The sequence below is a fragment of the Nocardioides sp. NPDC127503 genome (genome assembly GCF_040302165.1).
In the GTDB taxonomy this organism is placed as follows: Bacteria; Actinomycetota; Actinomycetes; order Propionibacteriales; family Nocardioidaceae; genus Nocardioides.
In genome coordinates, this window is sequence record NZ_JBEORH010000003.1 from 586,355 (window position 1) to 607,911 (window position 21,557).

The 21,557-nt window shown below is 71.4% G+C and carries 19 protein-coding genes and 3 riboswitches; of the genes, 13 read left to right on the forward strand and 6 right to left on the reverse strand.

Annotation, left to right across the window (positions count from 1 at the left end; genetic code table 11):
- The first annotated feature begins 338 nt into the window (after positions 1 to 338).
- From ABTW65_RS09895 to bluB, 4 genes are read left to right on the forward strand one after another with little or no spacing between them, the layout of a single operon-like run.
- The gene (locus ABTW65_RS09895; protein WP_502890554.1) at positions 339 to 947 is read left to right on the forward strand and encodes a precorrin-8X methylmutase; all 609 of its coding nucleotides are present in this window, start codon (positions 339 to 341) and stop codon (positions 945 to 947) included.
- Positions 944 to 2,488: a precorrin-3B C(17)-methyltransferase gene (gene cobJ / locus ABTW65_RS09900; RefSeq protein ID WP_350659877.1), complete on the forward strand. Its 1,545-nt coding sequence runs from the start codon at positions 944 to 946 to the stop codon at positions 2,486 to 2,488. Before ABTW65_RS09895 ends, cobJ begins: the two co-directional genes overlap by 4 nt.
- Positions 2,485 to 3,237 carry a precorrin-4 C(11)-methyltransferase gene (cobM, locus tag ABTW65_RS09905; protein WP_350659878.1) on the forward strand — a complete coding sequence of 251 codons (753 nt, stop codon included), beginning with the start codon at positions 2,485 to 2,487 and terminating at the stop codon, positions 3,235 to 3,237. Before cobJ ends, cobM begins: the two co-directional genes overlap by 4 nt.
- The gene (gene bluB, locus ABTW65_RS09910; protein WP_350659879.1) at positions 3,237 to 3,863 is read left to right on the forward strand and encodes a 5,6-dimethylbenzimidazole synthase; all 627 of its coding nucleotides are present in this window, start codon (positions 3,237 to 3,239) and stop codon (positions 3,861 to 3,863) included. Before cobM ends, bluB begins: the two co-directional genes overlap by 1 nt.
- 523 nt (positions 3,864 to 4,386) lie before the next feature.
- On the opposite strand, the gene cbiE is transcribed toward bluB, so the two are convergent.
- Positions 4,387 to 5,613, reverse strand: a complete 1,227-nt coding sequence (gene cbiE, locus ABTW65_RS09915) for a precorrin-6y C5,15-methyltransferase (decarboxylating) subunit CbiE (protein ID WP_350659880.1) — start codon at positions 5,611 to 5,613, stop codon at positions 4,387 to 4,389.
- Between the two features lie 62 nt (positions 5,614 to 5,675).
- Positions 5,676 to 5,815, forward strand: a riboswitch (cobalamin riboswitch).
- 25 nt (positions 5,816 to 5,840) lie between these two features.
- Here cbiE and ABTW65_RS09920 point away from each other — a divergent pair.
- The 4 genes from ABTW65_RS09920 to ABTW65_RS09935 are packed head-to-tail and all read left to right on the forward strand — an operon-like array spanning position 5,841 to position 12,014.
- Entirely contained in the window at positions 5,841 to 7,922 is a 2,082-nt protein-coding gene (locus ABTW65_RS09920) for a VWA domain-containing protein (RefSeq protein WP_350659881.1), read from the forward strand.
- Positions 7,922 to 8,536, forward strand: a complete 615-nt coding sequence (gene cobO / locus ABTW65_RS09925) for a cob(I)yrinic acid a,c-diamide adenosyltransferase (protein WP_350659882.1) — start codon at positions 7,922 to 7,924, stop codon at positions 8,534 to 8,536. The genes ABTW65_RS09920 and cobO overlap by 1 nt, the downstream gene beginning before the upstream one ends.
- Positions 8,533 to 11,091, forward strand: coding sequence for a bifunctional hydrogenobyrinic acid a,c-diamide synthase/histidinol phosphate aminotransferase CobBC (cobBC, locus tag ABTW65_RS09930; protein ID WP_502890555.1), 2,559 nt, complete (start codon positions 8,533 to 8,535; stop codon positions 11,089 to 11,091). Before cobO ends, cobBC begins: the two co-directional genes overlap by 4 nt.
- The gene (locus ABTW65_RS09935; protein ID WP_350659884.1) at positions 11,088 to 12,014 is read left to right on the forward strand and encodes a cobalamin biosynthesis protein; all 927 of its coding nucleotides are present in this window, start codon (positions 11,088 to 11,090) and stop codon (positions 12,012 to 12,014) included. The genes cobBC and ABTW65_RS09935 overlap by 4 nt, the downstream gene beginning before the upstream one ends.
- A 254-nt stretch (positions 12,015 to 12,268) precedes the next feature.
- On the opposite strand, the gene ABTW65_RS09940 is transcribed toward ABTW65_RS09935, so the two are convergent.
- Genes ABTW65_RS09940 through ABTW65_RS09950 form a run of 3 tightly spaced genes read right to left on the reverse strand, consistent with a single transcriptional unit; the run spans position 12,269 to position 15,112 of the window.
- Entirely contained in the window at positions 12,269 to 12,391 is a 123-nt protein-coding gene (locus tag ABTW65_RS09940) for a hypothetical protein (protein WP_350659885.1), read from the reverse strand.
- A gap of 25 nt (positions 12,392 to 12,416) precedes the next feature.
- Entirely contained in the window at positions 12,417 to 14,114 is a 1,698-nt protein-coding gene (locus ABTW65_RS09945) for a ribonucleotide reductase barrel domain-containing protein (RefSeq protein WP_350659887.1), read from the reverse strand.
- Entirely contained in the window at positions 14,114 to 15,112 is a 999-nt protein-coding gene (locus ABTW65_RS09950; protein WP_350659888.1) for a ribonucleotide-diphosphate reductase subunit beta, read from the reverse strand. The genes ABTW65_RS09945 and ABTW65_RS09950 overlap by 1 nt, the downstream gene beginning before the upstream one ends.
- 148 nt (positions 15,113 to 15,260) lie before the next feature.
- A riboswitch (cobalamin riboswitch) is annotated at positions 15,261 to 15,477 on the reverse strand.
- A gap of 88 nt (positions 15,478 to 15,565) precedes the next feature.
- Positions 15,566 to 15,748: riboswitch (cobalamin riboswitch) on the forward strand.
- A gap of 126 nt (positions 15,749 to 15,874) precedes the next feature.
- On the opposite strand from ABTW65_RS09950, the gene ABTW65_RS09955 reads away from it, so the two are divergent.
- The 5 genes from ABTW65_RS09955 (at position 15,875) to ABTW65_RS09975 (ending at position 19,987) form a co-directional block, all read left to right on the forward strand.
- Positions 15,875 to 16,894, forward strand: a complete 1,020-nt coding sequence (locus ABTW65_RS09955; RefSeq protein WP_350659902.1) for a FecCD family ABC transporter permease — start codon at positions 15,875 to 15,877, stop codon at positions 16,892 to 16,894.
- The gene (locus ABTW65_RS09960; RefSeq protein WP_350659889.1) at positions 16,891 to 17,736 is read left to right on the forward strand and encodes an ABC transporter ATP-binding protein; all 846 of its coding nucleotides are present in this window, start codon (positions 16,891 to 16,893) and stop codon (positions 17,734 to 17,736) included. Before ABTW65_RS09955 ends, ABTW65_RS09960 begins: the two co-directional genes overlap by 4 nt.
- Positions 17,733 to 18,839 carry an ABC transporter substrate-binding protein gene (locus tag ABTW65_RS09965; protein ID WP_350659890.1) on the forward strand — a complete coding sequence of 369 codons (1,107 nt, stop codon included), beginning with the start codon at positions 17,733 to 17,735 and terminating at the stop codon, positions 18,837 to 18,839. Before ABTW65_RS09960 ends, ABTW65_RS09965 begins: the two co-directional genes overlap by 4 nt.
- 153 nt (positions 18,840 to 18,992) lie before the next feature.
- A complete protein-coding gene (locus tag ABTW65_RS09970) occupies positions 18,993 to 19,208 on the forward strand; it encodes a CbtB domain-containing protein (RefSeq protein ID WP_160028078.1) in 216 nt (71 codons plus the stop codon).
- Positions 19,208 to 19,987: a CbtA family protein gene (locus ABTW65_RS09975; RefSeq protein WP_350659891.1), complete on the forward strand. Its 780-nt coding sequence runs from the start codon at positions 19,208 to 19,210 to the stop codon at positions 19,985 to 19,987. Before ABTW65_RS09970 ends, ABTW65_RS09975 begins: the two co-directional genes overlap by 1 nt.
- Before the next feature lie 17 nt (positions 19,988 to 20,004).
- Here the strand turns inward: ABTW65_RS09975 and ABTW65_RS09980 are convergent, their stop codons facing one another.
- Together ABTW65_RS09980 and ABTW65_RS09985 are read right to left on the reverse strand one after the other, a co-directional pair.
- Entirely contained in the window at positions 20,005 to 20,685 is a 681-nt protein-coding gene (locus ABTW65_RS09980) for a (2Fe-2S) ferredoxin domain-containing protein (RefSeq protein WP_350659892.1), read from the reverse strand.
- Positions 20,682 to 21,407, reverse strand: coding sequence for a cobalt-precorrin-6A reductase (locus ABTW65_RS09985; protein ID WP_350659893.1), 726 nt, complete (start codon positions 21,405 to 21,407; stop codon positions 20,682 to 20,684). The genes ABTW65_RS09980 and ABTW65_RS09985 overlap by 4 nt, the downstream gene beginning before the upstream one ends.
- Between the last annotated feature and the right edge of the window lie 150 nt (positions 21,408 to 21,557).

Genomic DNA, 21,557 nt, shown 5'->3' on the forward strand with positions numbered 1-21,557 from the left:
AGGCCGCGTCCCGGCTGGTCGCGCTCGCCTCACGCTTTCTGGACGTACGCGGCGAAGGGCCGTCCGCGCCCTGGCACGTCTCCGAGCTCGACGCCCCGCTGGTCGAGCCGGTCGTGGCCGACGATCGGGTGCCCGCTGTGGCAGAGGAGCTCGGCTACGGGCCTGTGCCCGGAGGCGAGCATGTCGCGGCCCCGGACGGGGCCCTGGACCGGGCCGCCGTCTCGGCCCTGGCCGAGCGGGCGCCGGCGGTCGTGGTGACGCCGTGGCGCGGCGTACTCGTGCCTACGCCGCAGGTGCGCCCGACCCGGCGCTACGACTACATCGACCAGGGGCCGGCGATCTACGTCGACTCCTTCGCGACCATCCGGCGCGAGGCCGACCTCTCCGCGGTGCCGGCCGATGCCGAGCGGCTCGCGGTGCGGATGATCCACGGCAGCGGGCAGGTCGACCTCGCCTCCGACCTGGTCATCCACCCAGGCCTGGTGAAGGCCGCGCGGGGTGCGCTCGAGGCTGGCGCGCCGATCCTGTGCGACGCGACGATGGTCGCGACCGGGGTCACCCGCAGCCGGCTCCCGCGCGACAACGAGGTGCTCTGCATGCTCGGTGACGACCGGGTCCCGGCGCTCGCCCGTGAGTGGACGACGACCCGCACCGCGGCCGCGCTGTCGCTGTGGGAGCCCTACCTCGACGGTGCGGTGGTCGCCATCGGCAACGCCCCGACGGCGCTCTTCCACCTGCTCGAGATGATCCTCGACGGCGGTCCGCGGCCGGCCGCGATCGTCGGCTGCCCGGTCGGCTTCATCGGCGCCGCCGAATCCAAGGAGGCGCTCGCCTCCTTCGCCGCCGATCACGGGATCGACATCCCCTTTGTCACCGTCCGGGGCCGCCGCGGCGGCTCGGCGATGACCTCCTCCGCCCTCAACGCACTCGCCCAGGAGCAGGAATGAGCACCCCCGGACGGTTCACCGTTGTCGGCATCGGACCCGGGGATCCGGAGCTGATCACGCTCAAGGCGGCCCGGCTGATCGGCGCGGCGCCCGTGATCGCGTACCACGCCGGGGTGCGCAAGCAGTCGCACGCTCGCCGGATCGCGTCGTCCCTGATCCCCGCCGGTGCGATGGAGGAGGAGCTGCGCTACCCGGTCACCACCGGGACCACCTCGCACCCGGGCGGCTACGTCGGGGCGATGGCCGAGTTCTACGAGTCCTGCGCGGTCCGGCTCTCCGCTCACCTCGACGCCGGCCGTGACGTGGTCCTGCTCGCCGAGGGCGACCCGCTCTTCTACGGCTCCTCGATGTACCTCCACGACCGGTTCAAGGAGGTCTACGAGACCTCCGTCGTGCCGGGCGTCCCGGCCTTCGCGGCGGCCACCGCAGCGGTCTCCACCCCGCTGGTGCGCCAGACCGACGTGCTCACGGTGCTGCCGGGGACCCTGCCCGAGCCCGAGCTCGCCCGTCGCCTGGCCGACACCGAGGCGGCGATCATCATGAAGCTCGGCCGGACCTTCCCCGCGGTTCGTTCCGCGCTCGCGGCCGCCGGGCGGCTCGAGGGTGCCTGGTACGTCGAGCGTGCCTCGCAGCCCGAGGAGCGCTGGCTGCCCGTGGCCGACGTCGACCCGTCCACCGTGCCGTACTTCTCCCTCATCGTGGTGCCGGGAGACACCGCTCCCGCACCTGCCGCCGCGCGGCTGCGGCAAGAGCTACCCGCGGTCGAGCCTGTCGAGGCGATGCGCGGGGGCGTCTCGACAGGCTCGACCAGCGGGGAAGTCCTGGTCGTCGGGCTCGGGCCCGGGCCGGATGGGTGGCTGACACCGGAGGTCAGCTCGGCGCTGGCCGAGGTCGGCCACGTCGTCGGCTATGCGCCGTACGTCAACCGGGTCCCGCAGCGCGAAGGACTGCGGCGGCACGCGTCGGGCAACACCGTCGAGGTCGACCGGGCCCGGCACGCCCTGGACCTGGCGCTCGCGGGGGAGCGGGTCGCCGTCGTCTCCGGTGGTGACGCCGGGGTCTTCGGGATGGCGTCCGCCGTGTTCGAGGCTGCCGAGGATCCGGCCTACGCCGGCGTACGCGTCCGGGTGCTGCCCGGGGTCAGCGCCGTCCAGGCGGTCGCCGCGCGGGCGGGCGCCCCGGTCGGCGCGGACTTCGCGGTGATGTCCCTCTCCGACCGGCTCAAGCCGTGGTCCGTCGTCGAGGACCGGCTGCGCGCGGTCGCGGCCGCCGACCTCGTACTGGCCATCTACAACCCGGCCTCGCGCTCGCGCACCGAGCAGATCGGCCGAGCTCGCGACGTACTCCTGGAGCAGCGCAAACCGGACACCGTGGTCGTCGTCGGCCGCGACGTCGGGCGGGCCGAGGAGTCGCTGACGGTGACCACTCTCGGTGAACTCGATCCCGAGACCATCGACATGAAGTGCCTGGTCATCGTGGGGGCCAGCTCGACCCGGGCGACCGCGGCCGGGCAGGTCTGGACGCCGAGGTACGTGAAGTGACCGCCCCGCAGACCGTTCATTTCGTCGGTGCCGGCCCCGGCGCGGCCGACCTGCTGACCGTACGCGCGACGAGGCTGCTCGAGGCCGCCGACGTGGTGCTCTACCCCGGCACCTACCTGGACCCCGAGGTGCTGGCGCACTGCAGCCCGGCGGCCGAGCTGGTCGACACCCAGAAGCTCGATCTGGACCAGATCGTCGACGCGATCGTCGCCGCTCACCGGGGCGGCAAGCAGGTCGTACGCCTCGTCTCCGGCGACCCGTCGGTCTACTCGGCGGTCGCGGAGCAGACCCGGCGGCTCGACGCCGCCGAGGTGCCCTGGGACGTCACGCCGGGGGTCCCCGCCTACGCGGCGGCGGCCGCGCTCGTCGGACGGGAGCTGACCGTGCCGCTGGTGGCGCAGTCGGTCGTCCTCACCCGGACTCAGGCCCGGTCGACGGCCATGCCTGAGGGTGAGTCCCTGGCTGCGTACGCCGCAACCGGTGCCACCCTCGTGCTCCACCTGGCGATCCGGCGCACCCGCGAGCTGATGGCCGAGCTCCTGCCCTACTACGGCCCGGAGTGCCCGGTGGTGGTCGTCTACCGCGCCAGCCAGCCCGAGGAGCGGGTGCTGCGCGGGACGGTGGCGACGATCTCCGACGCGGTGGAGGAGGCGGGTCTGAGGCAGGCAGCCGTCATCCTCGCCGGGCCGGCGCTGGCCCGCGACGGAGGCGAGTCGTTCCTCTACGACGTCGCCAGGGAGCGTGCCTGATGGAGCTCTACGACGCGATCAACCGCCGCCGGGACACGCGTGCGGAGTTCACCGGTGAGCCGGTCGATCCCGCCGTGCTCGAGCGGGTGCTCTCCGCCGCCCACGCCGCTCCGAGCGTCGGGATGACCCAGCCGTGGGACTTCGTGCTGGTGCGCTCGCCGGAGACGCTCTCGGCCTTCCGCGAGCACGTCGCCACCGAGCGGGACCTGTTCGCGTCCTCGCTCTCCGGAGAGCGGGCCGAGACCTTCTCCCGGATCAAGATCGAGGGCATCTGCGAGTCCGGGCTCGGGGTCGTCGTCGGGTACGACCCGACCCGCGGCGGGTCGCAGGTCCTCGGACGGCACGCCATCGCCGACGCCGGGCTCTACTCGACCGTCCTCGCGATCCAGAACCTCTGGCTCGCCGCCACCGCCGAGGGCCTCGGCGTCGGCTGGGTCAGCTTCTACCGCGAGGAGTTCCTGCGATCGCTGGTCGGGCTTCCGGAGCACGTACGTCCGGTGGCTTGGCTCTGTGTCGGGGCTGTCGAGGGGGTGCCTGAGGTGCCGGATCTGGAGCGGTTCGGGTGGAGGCATCGGTCGGAGCTGGCCTCCGTGGTTCATGAGGAGAGGTATCTTTCCGGGCGCTGAGGCTGCCGTGTTTTCTGGTTGGGGTTTGCCGCCGACCCGTTCTTGGAGGGTGTTTCTCGGCGGCGCCCGGAGTAAAGGCGATGTATCGAGCTTGTCGAGATGACGGCCTTCGGCCGCCGGCTTCGCCGGTCGCCTTCGGCGATCCTTGACACCGGGCTCCGCCGAGAATTTTGGCTGGCTATCGGGTCGGCGGCAGGGGTTTGGCGCGGGTTTTCGAGTTGGGCACGGGCTTGGGATCTTGGGTTGTCCCGCTTCCTGCAGTCGGGTGGTTGATCGGTGGAAGGAATTTTTCTTCCACGCGGCGACTCCACTCGGTGAGGGACCGGGGGGCGAACGAAAATTCGTTCGTCACGGAGATCACCAGCCAGGACGAGCACGGGGTGGAAGGAATTTTTCTTCCGTGGGCCTGGTCAGGATCGTGGTGGGACGAACGAATTTTCGTTCGCCCGGATCCTCGCCTGTCGGAGTGGGTCGATCGGGTGAAAGAGAATTTTCTTTCACCCGAAGCGCCCGCGATGGCCACTTAGCGGATCGACGATCCGGCGAAGTTGGCGCTGTCGGGGACGACGAAGGACCACTGCGTCACAGCCCGTGCGGGAGTCCAGCCGGTGAACGTGCCGATCGGAGCGGAGGTCTCCACCGAGATCCGGGTGAGCTCACCGGCGTGCTGCTGGTAGGCGGTGGCTAGCAGCTGCTCGGTCTCCAGGGTGACGCCGTGGACGACGAGCCGGCCACCGGGGCGGAGGGCGGCTAGGCAGGTGTCGAGCACTCCGGGGCGGGTCGCGCCGCCGCCGATGAAGATCGCATCGGGCGCCGGGAGATCGCGCAACGCATCGGGGGCGCGGCCTTGGACTACGGCCAGGCCGGGTACGCCGAGGCGGGCCGCGTTGCGGGCGATCCGGGCGGCCCGCTCAGGAGAGGCCTCGACCGCGGTCGTGGTGCAGGACGGGTGCGCTCGCATCCACTCGATCCCGACCGAGCCGGCACCGGCACCGACGTCCCACAGGTGCGCTCCCGGGGTGGGGGCCAGGCGCGCCAGGGCCGAGGCCCGCAGGTCGCGCTTGGTCAGCTGGCCGTCGTTCTCGAAGACGTCGTCGGGAAGGCCCGCGGCCCAGCCGAGGAGGGGTGTGCCGACGCACTCGATCGCCACGATGTTGAGGAGTGAAGACTCGCCGCCCCACTCCGAGGCGGTCGCCGTCCGGACGCTCTCCGTCTCCGCCCCCAGGTCGCCCAGGACGGTCATCATCGAGGCACCGAAACCAGTCGTGACCAGGAGGTTTGCCACCGAGGCAGGAGTGGATGCGTCCGAGGAGAGCGCCAGGATCCGGCGGCCAGGGGCGAGCTCGCGCGCGATCAGCGAGACGTCGCGGCCGACGAGGCTGACGACCACGCACGACTCGGCCGCCCAGCCCATCCGGGCACGGGCGAGGGCGACGGAGGAGACGGCGGGCTCGATGCGTACGTTCGCCGGGCCGAGCAGCTCGATCAGGGTCGTACCGATGCCGGAGACCAGCGGGTCGCCCGAGGCCAGAGCGACGACGGAGGAGTCGCCCGGCAGCGACGCGAGGAGAGCCGGCAGACCCTCGCGCAGCGGCGAGGGCCAGGGCTCGCGGCGCTGGCCGGGGACGTCCGGGACGAGGTCGAGATGACGCTTGCCGCCGAGGAGGACGGCGGACTCCCGGATCAGCTGCTGGTGACGTACGGGAATCTCGTCCCAACCTCCGGCACCGATGCCCACCACGACGATCATGAGGCCAGACGCTACAGTGGCGGCTCAGGCGCGAGGTGCCCCGACTGCCCAGTCATCGGCTCTGTCACAGGAGCTGGTGAGGACGGTGGGAAGGGAGAATCTGGGAAGCCGGTGAGATTCCGGCACAGGCCCGCTGCGGTGAACCGAGCCCCACACGGGGGACTCGGCAAGTCCGAAGACCGGCCCCGCGTCCATCCATTCAAGCGATAGGGAGCGGGAGCCTCTCCATGCCGGTTCATTACCCATTTTCTGCCGTCCTCGGCTGCCAGGCGGACGACCTCGACGACATGGGCCTCGCGCTCGTGCTCACCACCATCTCCCCGGAGATCGGCGGGGTGCTGGTCCGTGGCGAGAAGGGGACCGCGAAGTCGACGGCCGTACGCGGTCTGGCGGCCGTGCTGCCCTCGATCTCGGTCTACGCCGGGGATCGGTTCTCGATCGACCCCGCCGACCCCTCCGCGGAGTCGCCGGACGGGCCCTTCGGGTCCGCCGCCGTCGTGGAGAGCCGGCCGGTGCGGCTGGTCGAGCTCCCCGTCGGAGCCACCGAGGACCGCGTCGTCGGCTCGCTCCACCTGGAGAGCGCGCTGTCGCGCGGTGCGGTCGAGTTCGAGCCGGGGCTGCTGGCGCGGGCACACCGCGGCCTGCTCTACGTCGACGAGGTCAACCTGCTCCACGACCACCTGGTCGACCTGCTGCTCGACGCGGCGGCGATGGGGCGGGTCAGCGTCGAGCGGGACGGCGTCTCGGTCGAGCACGCCGCCCGGTTCGTACTGATCGGCACCATGAACCCCGAGGAGGGCGAGCTGCGCCCGCAGCTCCTGGACCGCTTCGGGCTCACCGTCGAGGTCGCAGCGCCCCGGGAGCCGGCGCTGCGCGCCGAGGTCGTACGCCGCCGGATGGCCTTCGACCTGGACGCCCCCGCGTTCGTCGAGCGCTATGTGGCCGCAGAGCGCGACCTGACCGCACGGGTCGCCACCGCTCGCGCCCTCGTCGGGAAGGTCCGGCTCACCGCGCCCGGGCTGCTCAAGATCGCCGAGGTCTGCGCGGCGTTCGAGGTCGACGGGCTGCGCGCCGACATCGTCACCGCCCGCACCGCGGTCGCGCACGCGGCCTGGGCCGGTCGCTCAGAGGTCACCCGCGAGGACATCCGCCGCGCTGCCCTGCTGGCCCTCCCTCACCGCCGCCGTCGCAACCCCTTCGACGCTCCCGGGCTCGACGAGGACCTGCTCGACCGCATTCTTGGCGACGAGGAGCTGCCGCCCGAGCCGCCGGAAGGCGGGCCGGACCAGGATGACCCCCAGGACGACCCGCACGACGCACCGCAGGACGGATCCGAGTCCGAGCCGGAGGTCGGGCCGGCCGAGAGCTCCCACGAGGGCTCCTCGGATACCGAGCCCGTCGAGACGTCCCAGGACGAGACCTCGACAACGGACGAGGCCCCGCCCAGCCCGTCGGCGGGGAACACCTCGACCACCGCCGCAGGCACCGCCTACCGCCCCCGTCTCCTGACCGTGACCGGCCTGGGCACGGGCCGCACCGGCGGCCGGAGCAAGGCGATCGGCAGCAGCGGCCGCCGGATCGGCGCGAGCGTCAGCACTCGTGGCTCGCTCCACCTCGTCGAGACGCTCAAGGCGGCCGCTGGCAAGCAGGGCGCAAGGGACCGTACGTCGGCGAAGGTCGAGCTGCGGATCGAGGACCTCCGCACCGCGGTCCGTGAGGGCCGGGAGGCCAACCTGGTGCTCTTCTGCGTGGACGCATCCGGGTCGATGGCCGCGCGCAAGCGGATGGCGCAGGTCAAGGCGGCGGTCCTCTCGCTGCTGCTCGACGCCTACCGTCGCCGCGACAAGGTCGGGATGATCACCTTCCGGGGCGAGGGTGCCGAGCTGGTGCTGCCGCCAACCGGGTCGGTCGACCTCGCCGCGGCACGCCTCGACGAGGTGCCCGCCGGAGGACGTACGCCGCTGGCCGAAGGCCTCCTCGAGGCCGCCCGCGTGCTCCAGCGCGAGCACCTGCGTGACCCCGATCTGCGGCCGCTGCTGGTGGTCGTCACCGACGGTCGCGCCAACTCGAAGACCCACGGCAAGGACGCCGTCCGGCGCTCGCAGCAGGCCGCCGCGTACGTCGCCGGTCTGGGCGTCACCACCGTCGTCATCGACTCCGAGAGCGGGCCGATGCGGCTCGGGCTGGCCCGCCAGCTGGCCGAGCACCTGGGCGCCGAGCACGTGCCGGTCGCCGAGGTGAGCGCCGAGGCGCTGACCTCCACCATCCACGGGTTCACCGGATCCACCATGGGAAGGGGCGCTGCCTGATGCCGAAGGGACAGCCGCTGAACGTGCCCGACGACGGGCTCACCACCCGCCAGCGCCGCAACCGGCCGCTGGTGATGGTCCACACCGGCCCCGGCAAGGGGAAGTCGACCGCCGCCTTCGGGCTCGCGCTGCGCGGCTGGAACCAGGGCTGGCGGATCGGGGTCTTCCAGTTCGTGAAGTCGGCCAAGTGGCGCATCGGTGAGCAGACCGTGCTCGAGCGCCTCGGCAAGTTGCACGAGGAGACCGGCGAGGGTGGGCCGGTCGACTGGCACAAGATGGGCTCCGGCTGGTCCTGGAGCCGCAAACAGGGTGACGTCGAGGACCACGCTGCGGACGCCGCCGAGGGCTGGGCCGAGATCAAGCGGTGCCTGGCCGCCGAGACGTACGACCTGCTCGTCCTCGACGAGTTCACCTACCCGATCAAGTGGGGCTGGGTCGACGCCGCCGAGGTCGCCGCCGTGCTCTCCGAGCGGCCGGGGCGCCAGCACGTCGTGATCACCGGTCGCGACGCCGACCCCGCCCTGCTCGAGGTCGCGGACCTGGTCACCGAGATGACCAAGATCAAGCACCCGATGGACGCCGGCCAGAAGGGCCAGCGGGGCATCGAGTGGTGACCCTGCCCCGGCTGGTGGTCGCTGCTCCCTCGACCGGCTCGGGCAAGACGACCGTCGCCACCGGGCTGATGGCGGCGCTGCGTTCCGCCGGGCACGAGGTCAGCGGTCACAAGGTCGGGCCGGACTACATCGACCCGGGCTACCACGCGCTCGCCACCGGGCGTCCGGGCCGCAACCTGGACCCGCACCTGGTGGGGGAGTCGCGCGTCGTACCGCTGCTGCTCCATGGTGCCGCCGGGGCGGACGTGGCGGTCATCGAGGGCGTCATGGGCCTCTACGACGGCCGCCTCGGCACCGACGGCTTCGCCTCCACCGCCCACGTCGCGGAGCTGACCTCCTCGCCGGTGGTCCTGGTCCTCGACATCGCCCGGATGTCCCGCTCCGCTGCCGCGATCGCCGCCGGGATGGCGGCCTTCGACCCGTCGGTACGCATCGGGGGAGTCGTGCTCAACCGCTGCTCCCCGGGGCGCAACGCCGAGGAGATCCGGCGAGCGCTGGAGCAGGTCGGCCTGCCGGTGCTCGGCATGCTCCCACGCGACGAGACCCTTGCGTCCCCGTCGCGCCACCTCGGCCTCGTCCCCGTCGCCGAGCGTGACGAGTCGGTCGCGCTGATCGAGCGGCTGGGAGAGCAGGTCGCCGCCCACCTGGACCTGCCCGCCCTGCTGGAGGTCGCCCGGTCGGCTCCGGCGCTGGGCGGGGATCCTTGGGATCCAGTGGCGGCGTTGCGCGAGAGCGACCGTGTTGGTTTCGACACGGCGTCGCTCGTACCTCACGACGCCGGCTCAACCAGCGCGGCCAGTGGTCGACCCGTCGTGGCTGTCGCGGGCGGGCGGGCGTTCACGTTCCGCTACCCCGAGACCGAGGAGCTCTTGGCGGCGGCGGGCTGCGACGTACGCTCCTTCGACCCGCTCACAGATCCCGCCCTGCCCGAGGGGACGAGGGGGATCTACCTCGGCGGCGGCTTCCCGGAGATGTACGCCGCCGACCTCGCCGCCAACACGAGCCTGCTCCGCGACCTCCGCGACGCGGTCGCGGCCGGAGTGCCGACAGTCGCCGAGTGCGCAGGCCTCCTCTACCTGGCCGAGTCCCTCGACGGCGTACACATGGCCGGCGCCATCCCCGCCCACGCCGCCATGAGCGAGCGGCTGACCCTGCGCTACCCGGTCGCCACCGCCGCCTGCGACTCCCTCCTCACCCGCGCCGGCGAGCAGGTCACCGGCCACGAGTTCCACCGCACCACGACCACCCCTCCCGCCGGGGCCCAGGCTGCGTGGACCGTCGACAGCACGCCGACCGGCTTCAGCAGCGACACCCTGCACGCGTCGTACCTCCACGTTCACTGGGCCGGCCATCCTCACCTGGCCCGCCGCTTCGCCGACGCGGTTCAGAGGTCCGCCGGTCGACCCACCTCCGCTGGTCGAGCCGCGAGCGCCAGCGAGCGTGTCGAGACCAACACGGTCCCCTCGAGCGCCAAAGCGGACCGTGTTGGTCTCGACGCGCCTCCGCCTAGCGGCTCCGGCGGCTCGACCAGCGGGGGCGGGGTTGCTGACCCGCTGCGGCACCACGGGGATGTCGAGGTGGGGGAGGGGCTGCTCGACTTCGCGGTGAACGTCTACCCCGAGCCGCGGCCGGGGTGGCTGGATGAGGCGCTCCATGAGTCGCTGGCGTCGGCGGCCTACCCCGACGAAGAGCCGGCGCGGGCGGCGCTGGCCAAGCACCACGGCCGCGAGCGGGCGGAGGTGCTCCCGACGGCGGGGGCGGCGGAGGCGTTCACGCTGGTCGCGCGGGCCAGGCCATGGCGGAAGCCGGTCGTCGTCCACCCCCAGTTCACCGAGCCCCACGCGGCGCTGGAGCAGGCCGGCCACACGGTCACCGAGGTACGCCTCCGCGCCGAGGACGGGTTCGCCCTCGACCCGGCGGCGGTGCCCGACGACGCGGATCTGGTCGTCGTCGGCAACCCGACCAACCCCACCGGTGCGCTCCATCCCGCCGAGACCGTCCGCGCCCTCCTCCGGCCCGGCCGGCTGGTCGTGGTCGACGAGGCGTTCATGGACGCGGTTCCCGGCGAGCCCGAGACCCTCACCGCGGAGCGCGCAGAGGGTCTGCTGGTCATCCGGAGCCTGACGAAGCACTGGTCGATCCCCGGCGTACGCGCCGGCTACGTCGTCGGTGACGCCGCCGCCATCAGCGACCTGGAGGCGGTGCGTACGCCGTGGTCGGTCTCGGCCACCGCGGCTGCCGCGATGCTCGCCTGCGCCACCGAGCGCGCGAGCGCCGAGGCCCGTGAGCGCGCCGAGCGGATCGCCGCCTGGCGCGACCATCTCGAGGCCGGCCTGCGGGAACAGCAGATCGAGTACGTCCCCTCGGCCGCGTCCTTCGTGCTGGCCCGCCCGGGCGCCGGAGTCCGTGACGCCCTGCGCGAGCAGGGCATCGCCGTACGCCGCGCCGACACCTTCCCCGGCCTTGGCCCGGACTGGATGCGGATCGCGGTACGCCCAGAGGGCCCGACCGACCAGCTCCTGGCCGCGCTGCGTCGGACCTGGGAAGCCTCGTGAGCCCGCGGGCGATCGGGCTCCTGGCCGGCTTCGCGCTGGACCGCCTGCTCGGGGATCCGCGGCGATACCACCCGGTGGCCGGCTTCGGCACGGTCGCGATGAAGGTGGAGCGCGCCTGGTACGCGGACGACCGGACCCGAGGCGTCCTCCACACCGCGACGCTGGTCGGGGGAGCGGTGGCCCTCGGCGCCGCCACGGAGCGCCTCGCCCCAGGCCGGATCGCGACGACCGCGGTGACCGCGGCCACGACCTGGGCCGTCCTGGGCGGCCGCTCGCTGGAGCGAGAGGCGCTGGCGGTCCATGCCCATCTCGACCGCGAGGACCTTCCAGCCGCGCGGCAGCGGCTGACCCACCTCGTCGGCCGCGACACCGACGAGCTCGACGCCTCCGAGGTCTCCCGGGCCGTGGTCGAGAGCGTCGCCGAGAACACCTCCGACGCCGTGGTCGCGCCGCTGGTGTGGGGCGCCATCGCGGGCGTACCCGGCCTGCTCGGCTACCGCGCCGCCAACACCCTGGACGCCATGGTCGGGCACCACAACGACCGCTACGAGCACTTCGGCTGGGCCAGCGCCCGCCTCGACGATCTGCTCAACCTGCCCGGATCCCGCCTCTCCGGCCTGCTCACGCTGGCCGCCGCGCCGTCGCGGGCGCGGCAGGCGTGGGAGGCGTGGCGCCGCGACGCTGCGCGCCACCCGAGCCCCAATTCCGGCGTCGTCGAGGCGTCCTTCGCGGGCGCCCTCGACATCCGCCTCGGCGGGACGAACCGCTACTACGGCAACCGGGTCGAGCACCGCGCGGTGATGGGCGATGGCCGCGACGCCGCCCCCGCCGACGTCGTCAGCGCCACCACGCTGGCCCGCAGGGTCGGCATCGGCGCGGCCCTGGTCGCGGCGGCGTACGCGGTGGTCGTTCAGCGCTCCTGACGGAACGCCCTAGCCAGGACCGCGGGCGGTGCCTCAGCGATGCCGAGCCCGCTGACCCGCTGGTCGGTTCGTGCACCCGCCGCCCGGGCCCGCTGACCCGCTGGTCGAGCCGCCGGAGCCGCTAGGCGGAGGCGTGTCGAGACCAACACGGTCCCATAGAGCGCCGAAGGGGACCCTGTTGGTCTCGACACGCTCGGCCGCAGGCGGCCTCGCGGCTCGACCAGCGGGGTGTTGAGCGGGACCGGGGCGCCTTTTCAGCCCTCGCAGGCCGCGCAGTCAGGGCCGTTCTCGATCGCACAGACCTCGGCGTCGCTCCAGTCGTCCCAGGTCAGGTCATCGATGGCGTCGGTGGTGGTCGGGGTCTCGTTCATGGTCATGCCTCTCGTTCGAAGGTCGAAGGGATCAGTTGGCGCGGGTCTGCTTGCTGGCCTGGATGCCGGCCCGCGAACGCAGGTAGTACAGGCTCTTGATGTTCGGGTCGAGCAGGGCGAGCTTGTGGATCTTGCTGATGTACTGCGGGGTCGCGTCGGCCTGGAAGAAGAGGTTGAGCGACTGGGCCTGGTCGATGTAGACCTGCCGGTCCGAGGCGCGGGCGAGCAGGATCTCCTGGTCGATCTCGTAGCCGGTCTTGAAGACGTCCTTCTCGTGCTCATCGAGCCAGTCGACGTGCTGGACCGAGCCGCCGTGGTCGACGATGTCGTCGATGTGCGCCTGGTCGTAGACCGCGCGCTCCTCCATGACCTCGACAAGGTTCTGGTTCGCCCGCGGCATCTCGCCGGCCGAGGTGGTCTGGTTCCAGACGTTGGCGACGTACGGCTCGATGCCCTGGCTGGTGCCGCCGACGATCACCGCCGTGCTCATCGTCGGCGCGATCGCCATCAGGTGGGAGTTGCGCCGCCCGACGCACCACTCCGGGATGCCCGCGACCGAGCCCATCCACCGCGACGCGGCGTCGGCGTGCGACGAGATCCGCTCGAAGATGTCCTTGTTGAGCGCCGCCGCCTTGTCCGACTCGAACGGCACCCGCTGCTTCTGCAGGTAGTCGTGGTAGCCCATCACGCCCAGCCCCAGGCTGCGGGCCTTCTCGGTGTAGCGCACCGCCCGCTCCAGGCCACGGATGGTGCGGGCCTTGCGCAGGAACGCCTCGGCGACCGCGTCGAGGAAGACGGTGGCGACGTACGCCGTGTCCTGGTCCTTCCACTCGTCATAGGTCGAGAGGTTCAGCGAGGAGAGCACGCAGGTGTAGGAGTGGTCCTCGTCGCTGAAGAGGGTGATCTCCGAGCACAGGTTGGAGGCCTTGTTGGCCAGCCCGTTGGCCTTGTAGGACTCGGTCTGGGCGGCGTTGACGGTGTCGACCTTCCAGATGTAGCCCTTGCCCAGCACCACCCGGATCTTCAGCACCCGCTGATAGCGCTCCAGGGCGTCCTTGTCGCCGGCCAGCATCCGGTCGATGAACGCCTGGCTGAAGATCCAGCCGATGTTCTTGTTGGCGGGCTCGCGGAAGATCAGGTCGGCGAGTTCGAAGAAGTCCGGGTGGTCCACCGGCAGGTAGCCCGCCCAGGAGCCGCGGCGGGTGGCGCCCTGGCTGATCTGGTTGGTCATCTCCACGAAGTTGCAGAAGACCGGGACCACGCCGTTGGCCTTGCCGTTGTCGCTGAACTTCGCGCCACGGGGTCGGACGTCGCCGAGGTACGCCGAGGTCCCGAACCCGTTCTGGGAGAGGATCGCCGCCTCCTTGAGGGTTTCGTAGAAGCCCCAGACGGAGTCCTCGACGTACGACCCCTCGCACGAGACGGGCAGGCCTCGGTCGGTGCCGAGGTTGGACAGCACCGGCGTCGACGGGGAGAGCCAGCCGTTCCAGATCGCCTCGAAGAACCGCTCCGTCCAGGAGACGCCGTCCTCGCGGGGGTACATCTCGTCGGCGAGATCGCCGGCGGTGCTGGCGATGGTCTCGTAGCGCTCCCGGACGCTCTGGTCGGCGACGGTGTACTTGGCCTTGAACATGGCGTAGCCCGCCGTGGTCATGAAGGCGGGCACGATGCCCTCGGCCTGCAGGGCCTTGCGCTCGGCAGAGAGCGCCTCCCAGTTGCTGTTGCTCATTAGAAGCTGAACTCCGTCTCGCCGATGTTGCGGTTGTATTCGTTGCCGGTGACCTGGAAGAAGTCGTGGAACTGGGTGCCGTTGATGCCGCTGTAGAACCACTCGGCGATCGGGTTGGCCTCGACGTTGAACAGCGGCTCCATCCGCATGTTCTCCAGGGTCATGTCGATGCGGGACCTCACGAAGGTCTCCAGGTCGGCCTGGTCGATGCCGGCGATCGGACCGTGGTCGAAGAGCATCTCCACGATCCGGGACTCGTGCGCGTAGAGGTGCTCGGCGACGCCGCGGACCCGGGCGAAGAGATCGTCGCGCTCGGCCTCGAACTTGTCGGCCGGGACGGTAGCGGCGTACTCCTCGAGGGTGGTGTTGAACAGCCAGGCGCCGCCGGTGGCGTGCAGGTTCTCGTCCCGGGCGGAGAAGTTGATGCCGCTGATCACGTTCTGCAGCAGGTTCTTCCCGCCGGACTGGAAGTGCTTGAGGAAGGCGAAGTTGGAGTAGAGGACGCAGTTCTCCATCAGCGTGAAGACGCTCAGCGCGTAGAGCAGGTCCTCGTCGGCGATCGCGTCCCACACGAACTGGATCCGCTCGGCCAGCACCGGGTCGTTCTTGTAGGAGTCGTAGAACTCCTCGGTGTCGATCATGAGCACCTTGTTGAGCTTCGCGTAGAACGGCGCGTGCATGTTCAGCTCGGCGAACGAGAAGGCGTTGGCCATCATCTGGACCTCCGGACGCGGGAACGCGTGGAAGATCCGGTCGCCCCACACCTCGCCGCCGAGGATCAGCTCGTAGATGGTGAACAGCTTCAGCGTGGTCTTGACCGCGGCCTGCTCGGCGTCGGTCATGTTGACCAGGAAGTCCTGCTTGTCGTTCTCGACCGGGATCTCCTCGGCGGTCCAGAAGATGCTCCGCTGCTTCTTGGCCAGGTCCTCGGCCATCGGATAGTCGAAGATGTACGCCGACTTCTCGGTGCGGATCGGTAGACCCTCGGTGTCGATCATGTCCGTGCCCTTCTCACGCGGGCCCCCGGCCCGCTGGATGTCTCGTGCATCCGTGCCGGGGCAGGGAGGACGGCGGCAGCGCGCCGGGCGGACCCGGTCACGTGGTGCTCGCTCGATCCCCTGACCTTCCCTCGAGGTCGCGGACCCCACCATGAGGTGGGCACTGGCAGGTCTTCGGACTCGTGGGCGTCATCGTGCTCGGTCCTAGTGGCCGTCGCTTCCCAGGAGCCGGCTTGCTCCCAGTGCTTCGTGACGGCGGTCGTTCCCACTCACCGCTGCGGGGCAGTCCCGGACTCACACCGGGTTCCCTCTTGCCTCTCCCGCCTCGTCGCCGAGGAGGAAGAACCAGCTGCGAGGACCACTATATGCGGGAATTACACCAATGCAACTTCCTAGATCTTGTGTCTGATCGTGTCGTCGGCAACGCCGCGTACGCGGTCTGGAGCACCGTGCTAGCGTGTCGTCCGAGTCGAACGCATCCTGATGGATGCCAGGGAACTCCGGTGTGAATCCGGGACTGGCGCGCAGCGGTGAGGGCGACGGCGACGCTAGGCGCCACTGGGACGTGAGTTCCTGGGAAGGCAGCGTCGTCGGTTGAACCCGAGTCCGAAAACCTGTCGGCTCAGATGTACGTCAACGGGCCTCGCGATCAGGCTCCAGGAGACCTGAGAGGCCGACAGCCGTGGAAGCGTCCTGCCGCGATGCCCACCACCCGCACGCCGGCGGGCCGTCGTGAAACGCGCCGCCGGCGCGAACCGCAGAGTGCCCTTCGTGCCGCTGGTCCTCGGCCTGCTGATCGCCTCGGTCCTCAGCGCCGTTGTCTCCCTCGCCTTCGGCTCCGAGCGGATCCCGGTCACCGAAGTCGTCGCGGCGGTCGGGGACCGGCTCCAGGGTGCTCCGCCGGGGAAGTGGGACGTGATCGTGTGGGAGCTTCGCCTTCCCCGGGCCCTGATGGCACTGGTCGTGGGCGCGGGCCTCGCGGTGGCCGGTGCCGGGATGCAGACCCTGGTCCGCAACCCGCTCGCCGACCCGTTCCTCCTCGGGATCAGCTCCGGCGCCTCGGTGGGGGCGACCGCGGCGATCACCACCGGCGCGTTGGCCGGCTTCGGCATCTACGCCGTCTCCACCGGAGCCCTGCTCGGGGCGATCGGCGCGGCGCTGCTGGTCTGGCTCGTGGCGACCGCGCAGGGTGGGCTGACCCCGATCCGGTTGGTGCTCTCCGGGGTCGTGCTCTCCTCGGGGCTCTCCGCGATCGCCTCGTTCCTGGTCTTCATGAGCGATGACCCTCGCGCCGCCAACTCGGTGATGTTCTGGATGCTCGGCAGCGTCGGCGGCGCCAGCTGGGAGAAGCTGTGGCTGCCGGCCGCCCTCAGCCTGGTCCTGGGCCTGGCGATGCTGGCGCTGCACCGCTGGCTGGACGCCCTCGCCGCCGGCCCGGAGACCGCCGCGGCGCTGGGCGTGAACGTTGCGGCCCTGCGTACGGCCCTGTTCGTCGGGTTGGCGGTGCTGGTCGGGGTCCTGGTCGCGGTCAGCGGCGGGATCGGATTCGTCGGGCTGATCGTGCCGCATGCGGCGCGCCTGCTCGTGGGCGCGCGGCACCGGGTCGTCCTCCCGGTCGCGGCGCTGGGCGGTGGGCTGTTCCTGCTGTGGGTCGACGTCCTGGCGCGGCTGGTGGCGCGACCGCAGGAGATCCCGCTGGGCGTGGTCACCGGTGTCGTCGGGGCGCCGCTGTTCCTGCTGCTGCTGGGCCGTGGTCACTACCGGTTCGGAGGCGCGCGATGAGCGGGGCCGACGCCGGGACCGTGCTGCGACTACGTGGCGTCGGTGCCCGTCTGGGCACGCGCGAGGTGCTTCGCGACCTCGACCTCGACGTGCCCGTCGGCTGCCGGCTCGGGATCGTGGGGGTGAACGGCGTGGGCAAGTCGACGCTGCTGCGCATCCTCGCCGGGGTGCTGCGTCCGACCTCGGGGCACGTCTATCTCGCCGACGAGACCGGCCGGCTCCAGGAGACCGGTCAGATCGCCTCCCGCGAGCGCGCCCGCCGGCTGGCGTACGTCCCCCAGGAGGAGGTCGTCTCCGCCGAGCTCCTCGTCGGGGAGATGGTGGCGCTCGGCCGGGTGCCGCGCACCCGGCCCTGGTCCCGCGGCGGGAGGCAGGAGCGCGAGATAGTACGCGCGGCCCTCGACGCGGTCGGGCTGGCCGACCGCATCGACGACCCCTGCGAAAGCCTCTCCGGCGGGGAGCGGCGGCGAGCGGTGCTGGCCCGGGGCCTCGCCCAGGACTGCCCCGTGATGCTGCTCGACGAGCCCACCAACCATCTCGACGTCGCCTGGCAGCTGCGGCTGCTGCAGACCGTCGCGGAGCGGGCCGGGACGATGGTCGCGACCATTCACGACCTCGACCTGGCACTGCGCTCCTTCGACCGCCTCGCCGTCCTCGGCCGTCCCGCGGGCAGCGACCCCGAGAGCGGGCCGGCGACCATCGTGGCGCACGGGGCGCCCGCCGACGTGCTCGACACGATCAAGGTCGAGCACCACTTCGGCGTCGGGTCCGTCCAGGTGGACCATCCGCACCTTCCCCAGTCGCACCTCCTCATCCACCATCGAGAGGAACGCTCCGCATGACCACTCCCACGATCCGACCCGCTCGGCGTGCCCGCCTCACCTGCCTGGCCGCGCTCGCGGTCGGCGCCACGGTGCTCACCGCCTGCGGCGCGCAGGACCAGGCCGGTTCCGGCAGTGCCGCCATCGCTCAGGGCGCGATCACCGTCGAGAACTGCGGCGAGCAGGTGACGGTCGACGAACCGGTCACCGAGCTCTATGCGTACGACGGCGGGATCATCTCGATCGCGCTCGCTGCGGGCGCGCGTGACGAGCTCGTCGCGGTCACCGGGCTGGCGCGGGACAAGCAGCTGCTCGAGCTCGCCTACCCGCAGGACCGTGTCGACGAGCTCCGGGTGGTCGGCGATGATCAGCCGACGCTGGAGACCGTGCTGGCGGTCAAGCCGCAGATGATGTTCGCGGGCTGGGGCTACGGGTTCAGCGAGTCGCGCAACCTGCTGCCCGAGACGCTGCGCGAGCAGGACATCGACACCTACCTGCTCAGCGAGACCTGCCGGCAGGAGGACGGCGACCGCGGCACCATGGCGGCCTGGACGGCGCTGCGTACGGACCTGCTCAACATCGGCGAGCTGACCGGGCACGAGGAGACCGCGAAGAAGGCCGTGGCCGACAGCGAGGAGCGTCGCAAGGCCTTGGAGAGCGCGCCGAAACCGGAGGAGGCGCCGACCGCGTTCCTCTTCGACTCCGGAAGCGACGCGATCTTCACCTCGGGCTCCTTCGGCGGGCCGCAGGCGATCTTCGACACCGCCGGGGTGACCAACGCGACCGCCGACGTCGAGGACACCTGGACCGAGGTCGGCTGGGAGCGCTTCGCCGCCGCCAAGCCCGACATCATCTACTTCGTGGACTACCCCGGGCAGTCGTACGAGGAGAAGGTCAAGATCCTCGAGGCCAACCCCGCCTCCCGCGATCTGCCCGCGGTGAAGGAGAAGCGCTTCGTGAACCTGCCGTACGCGATGTGGGTCTCCGGGCCGCTCAACATCGACGCCGCCGAGTGGGTGCGCCGGTCCCTGGAGCACTTCGGTCTCGCGCCCGATTCCGGGATCGAACCGACGCTCGACATCACCGATCTCACCAACCTCGACGGCAACGAGTGGCTCCGCTGAGATCCCGCTATAGTGCACGAAACGGACATGAGGAAGCCGGTGGAACTCCGGCACAGTCGCGCTACTGTGACACCGCCTCGCGGCGGTGGAGTCAGACCCGAGTGTCCGGCCAACCCCAACGAACAGGGACGCAGGTATCCCTGAGGAGGACATATGTCGCAGCACGCTGTGGCGCCCGTCGCCGGCGCCGATCTGCCCACCATCCCGCTCCGTGAGCTCGCCCCCTGGGCGCTCTTCTTCGGTCTGCTCGGTCTCCTGGTGCTCTTCTTCATCAGCGCCGACCAGGGCGCCGTCTCGATCCCGTCCGGCACCCTGATCCACGAGTGGGTCCACGACGGTCGTCACCTGCTCGGCTACCCCTGCCACTGATGAGCCCGCGTGCATTTCTCGTACGCGGCCTGCTAGCTGGACTCCTCGCCGGCGTCGTCACCTTCCTGGTGGCGTACGCCGTCGGTGAGCCGCAGGTCGGTGCTGCCATCGCGCTGGAGGAGTCGGCCGGTGCCGATGGGCATGCGCACTCGCATGCCGCCGAAGGCGACGAAGGCAGTGAGGAGGCTGCCGAGGTCTCCCGCACCAACCAGAGCACCTGGGGTCTGCTGACCGGCACCCTTGCCGTCGGTGTCGCGCTCGGGGGCATCCTCGGGCTGGTCGCCGCATTCGCTCTCGGGCGGATCGGGCGGCTCACGCCGGGACAGTCGACGGCGCTCGTCACCCTGATCGGGTTCGTCGCGGTCGCGCTGGTGCCGTTCCTCAAATACCCGGCCACCCCACCGGCGGTCGGCAGCGGCGACACCATCGGCGTCCGCACCGCGGTCTACTTCGCCTTCCAGGCTCTCTCGGTCGTGGCGGCCGTGGTCGTGACGTACGCCGCCGTGCGGCTGCGCGGGCGGTTCGGCACCTATCTCGCCGTGGTCGGTGCGATCGCGGCCTACCTGGTCGTGATGGTCGTCGCAGGGCAGCTGTTCACGACGGTCAACGAGGTCGGGGACTTCCCGGCCGACACCCTGTGGTTCTTCCGCCGGGCCTCGCTGATCACGCTCGCCACCATGTGGGGTGTGATCGGAGTGGCGCTGACCGGCCTGGTGATCAGGCTGCACGCGACGGAGCGCGCCGTCGCGGAGCGAAAGGCCCTTGCCGCGAGCCTGTGAGCAGCCCACGAGAAGGTTCAGCAGCGGGGGAGGCGGTAGGCCTCCACGGGGCGGCCGTCGGCCAGGTGATCACGCACGATCACCCGGGCGGCGGCCGCTTCCACGTTGCCGTACCAGACATCGTCGGGCTGGACGCTGAGCACCGGCGCCTGGTTGCACGGGAACTGGCACCCGGTGTGGGTGATCAGCAGGTCGTCGTCGCCGAGGCCGGCCTCCATCGCGCCCAGGATCACCGCCCGGGCGGTCTCCTCCGAGCCCTTCGCGGTGCAGCGCGGGCCGCGGCAGATCAGGACCTGGCGTACGTGCTCGGGGACTCGCTCCCACGCGGGCGAGGTCAGCCCGGGCTCGGTGCCGGTGATCGGCCGGGTCTCGGCGAAGGTGTCGGGGAGCTCGTCCCGCGTGGTCGCCAGACGGGTCGCGACCTGGATCTCGGGGCGTTCCCCGGCGCGCTCACGCCACCAGTGGGCAGCGATCCGGCGCAGCCAGGACTGCCCGGGGGCGAGCGGGCCGAGACTGACGCCGGCCAGCGTGATGGTTTCGGCTCCGGAGTCGGCGATCCGGGTCAGCTCGGCGGAGAGCGACGGACCGCCCATCTGCAGGAACGCGAGGCCCGCGCCGAGCTCGCCGGCCCAGGCGAGTAGGTCCTGGCGCCGGTCGACGTCGGTCACCGACATCCCGACGAGGACGCGGATGCTCACCGGAGCCCCTTGACCCAGGCGATCGCGTCGGCGACATCGTTGACCGTCTCGACCTCACCAGGTCCGCCGGGTCGGCGGACGACGACCACCTTCACGCCCAGCTCGGCCGCCGCGTCCATCTTCGGCCTGGTGTAGGTGCCGCCGGAGTCCTTGGTGATGAGTACGTCGGTGCCGTGCTCGCGCATCAGCTCTCGCTCGCCCTCGAGGTGGTAGGGCCCCCGGCTGGTCAACAGCGTCCACGGCTCAGGCAGCTCGAGCTCGGGCCGGTCGACCACGCGGGCGAGCGCGGCGCGCCCGGCCAGTGCAGGTACGAAGCGCCCGAGCTCTTGGCGGCCGACCGTGATGAACGGTCGATCGCCGAGGTCGGCAGCGAGCTCCGCGGCCTGGTCGTGACTGTCGGCGTAGACCCAGGACGGGTCCGGCGTCCAGCCCGGGCGTTCCAGCCGCAGCAGCGGATGACCGGTCAGCTCGCAGGCGGCGGCCGCGTTGGCCGACATCCCGCGGGCGAACGGGTGGGTGGCATCGACGACCGCGTCGAACTCCGCGAGAGCCGTCTGCAGCCCCTCAACCCCGCCGAACCCACCGATCCGCACCGCGCCAACCGGCAGTCGCGGGCGTGCCACTCGGCCGGCCAGCGAGGAGGTGACGTCGACGCCCTCGTCCAGCAGCCGCGCCGCCAGGTCCCGCGCCTCCCCGGTCCCGCCGAGGATCAACAGCTTCATCGTGTGGTCCCCCCGCTGGTCGAGCCGCCCCCGCTGGTCGAGCCGCCGCCCCCGCTGGTCGAGCCGCCGGAGCCGCTAGGCGGAGGCGTGTCGAGACCAACACGGTCCGCTGTCGCGCTCGACGGGATCGTGTCGAGACCAACACGATCC

What these genes read in the sequence shown, in the direction of transcription:
- cobJ (WP_350659877.1), top strand. Translation starts at nt 944, where the DNA reads ATGAGCACCCCCGGACGGTTCACCGTTGTCGGCATCGGACCCGGGGAT.
- bluB (WP_350659879.1), top strand. Translation starts at nt 3,237, where the DNA reads ATGGAGCTCTACGACGCGATCAACCGCCGCCGGGACACGCGTGCGGAG.
- cbiE (WP_350659880.1), bottom strand. Translation starts at nt 5,613, where the DNA reads ATGATCGTCGTGGTGGGCATCGGTGCCGGAGGTTGGGACGAGATTCCC.
- ABTW65_RS09920 (WP_350659881.1), top strand. Translation starts at nt 5,841, where the DNA reads ATGCCGGTTCATTACCCATTTTCTGCCGTCCTCGGCTGCCAGGCGGAC.
- cobO (WP_350659882.1), top strand. Translation starts at nt 7,922, where the DNA reads ATGCCGAAGGGACAGCCGCTGAACGTGCCCGACGACGGGCTCACCACC.
- ABTW65_RS09940 (WP_350659885.1), bottom strand. Translation starts at nt 12,391, where the DNA reads ATGACCATGAACGAGACCCCGACCACCACCGACGCCATCGATGACCTG.
- ABTW65_RS09945 (WP_350659887.1), bottom strand. Translation starts at nt 14,114, where the DNA reads ATGAGCAACAGCAACTGGGAGGCGCTCTCTGCCGAGCGCAAGGCCCTG.
- ABTW65_RS09950 (WP_350659888.1), bottom strand. Translation starts at nt 15,112, where the DNA reads ATGATCGACACCGAGGGTCTACCGATCCGCACCGAGAAGTCGGCGTAC.
- ABTW65_RS09960 (WP_350659889.1), top strand. Translation starts at nt 16,891, where the DNA reads ATGAGCGGGGCCGACGCCGGGACCGTGCTGCGACTACGTGGCGTCGGT.
- ABTW65_RS09965 (WP_350659890.1), top strand. Translation starts at nt 17,733, where the DNA reads ATGACCACTCCCACGATCCGACCCGCTCGGCGTGCCCGCCTCACCTGC.
- ABTW65_RS09970 (WP_160028078.1), top strand. Translation starts at nt 18,993, where the DNA reads ATGTCGCAGCACGCTGTGGCGCCCGTCGCCGGCGCCGATCTGCCCACC.
- ABTW65_RS09975 (WP_350659891.1), top strand. Translation starts at nt 19,208, where the DNA reads ATGAGCCCGCGTGCATTTCTCGTACGCGGCCTGCTAGCTGGACTCCTC.
- ABTW65_RS09985 (WP_350659893.1), bottom strand. Translation starts at nt 21,407, where the DNA reads ATGAAGCTGTTGATCCTCGGCGGGACCGGGGAGGCGCGGGACCTGGCG.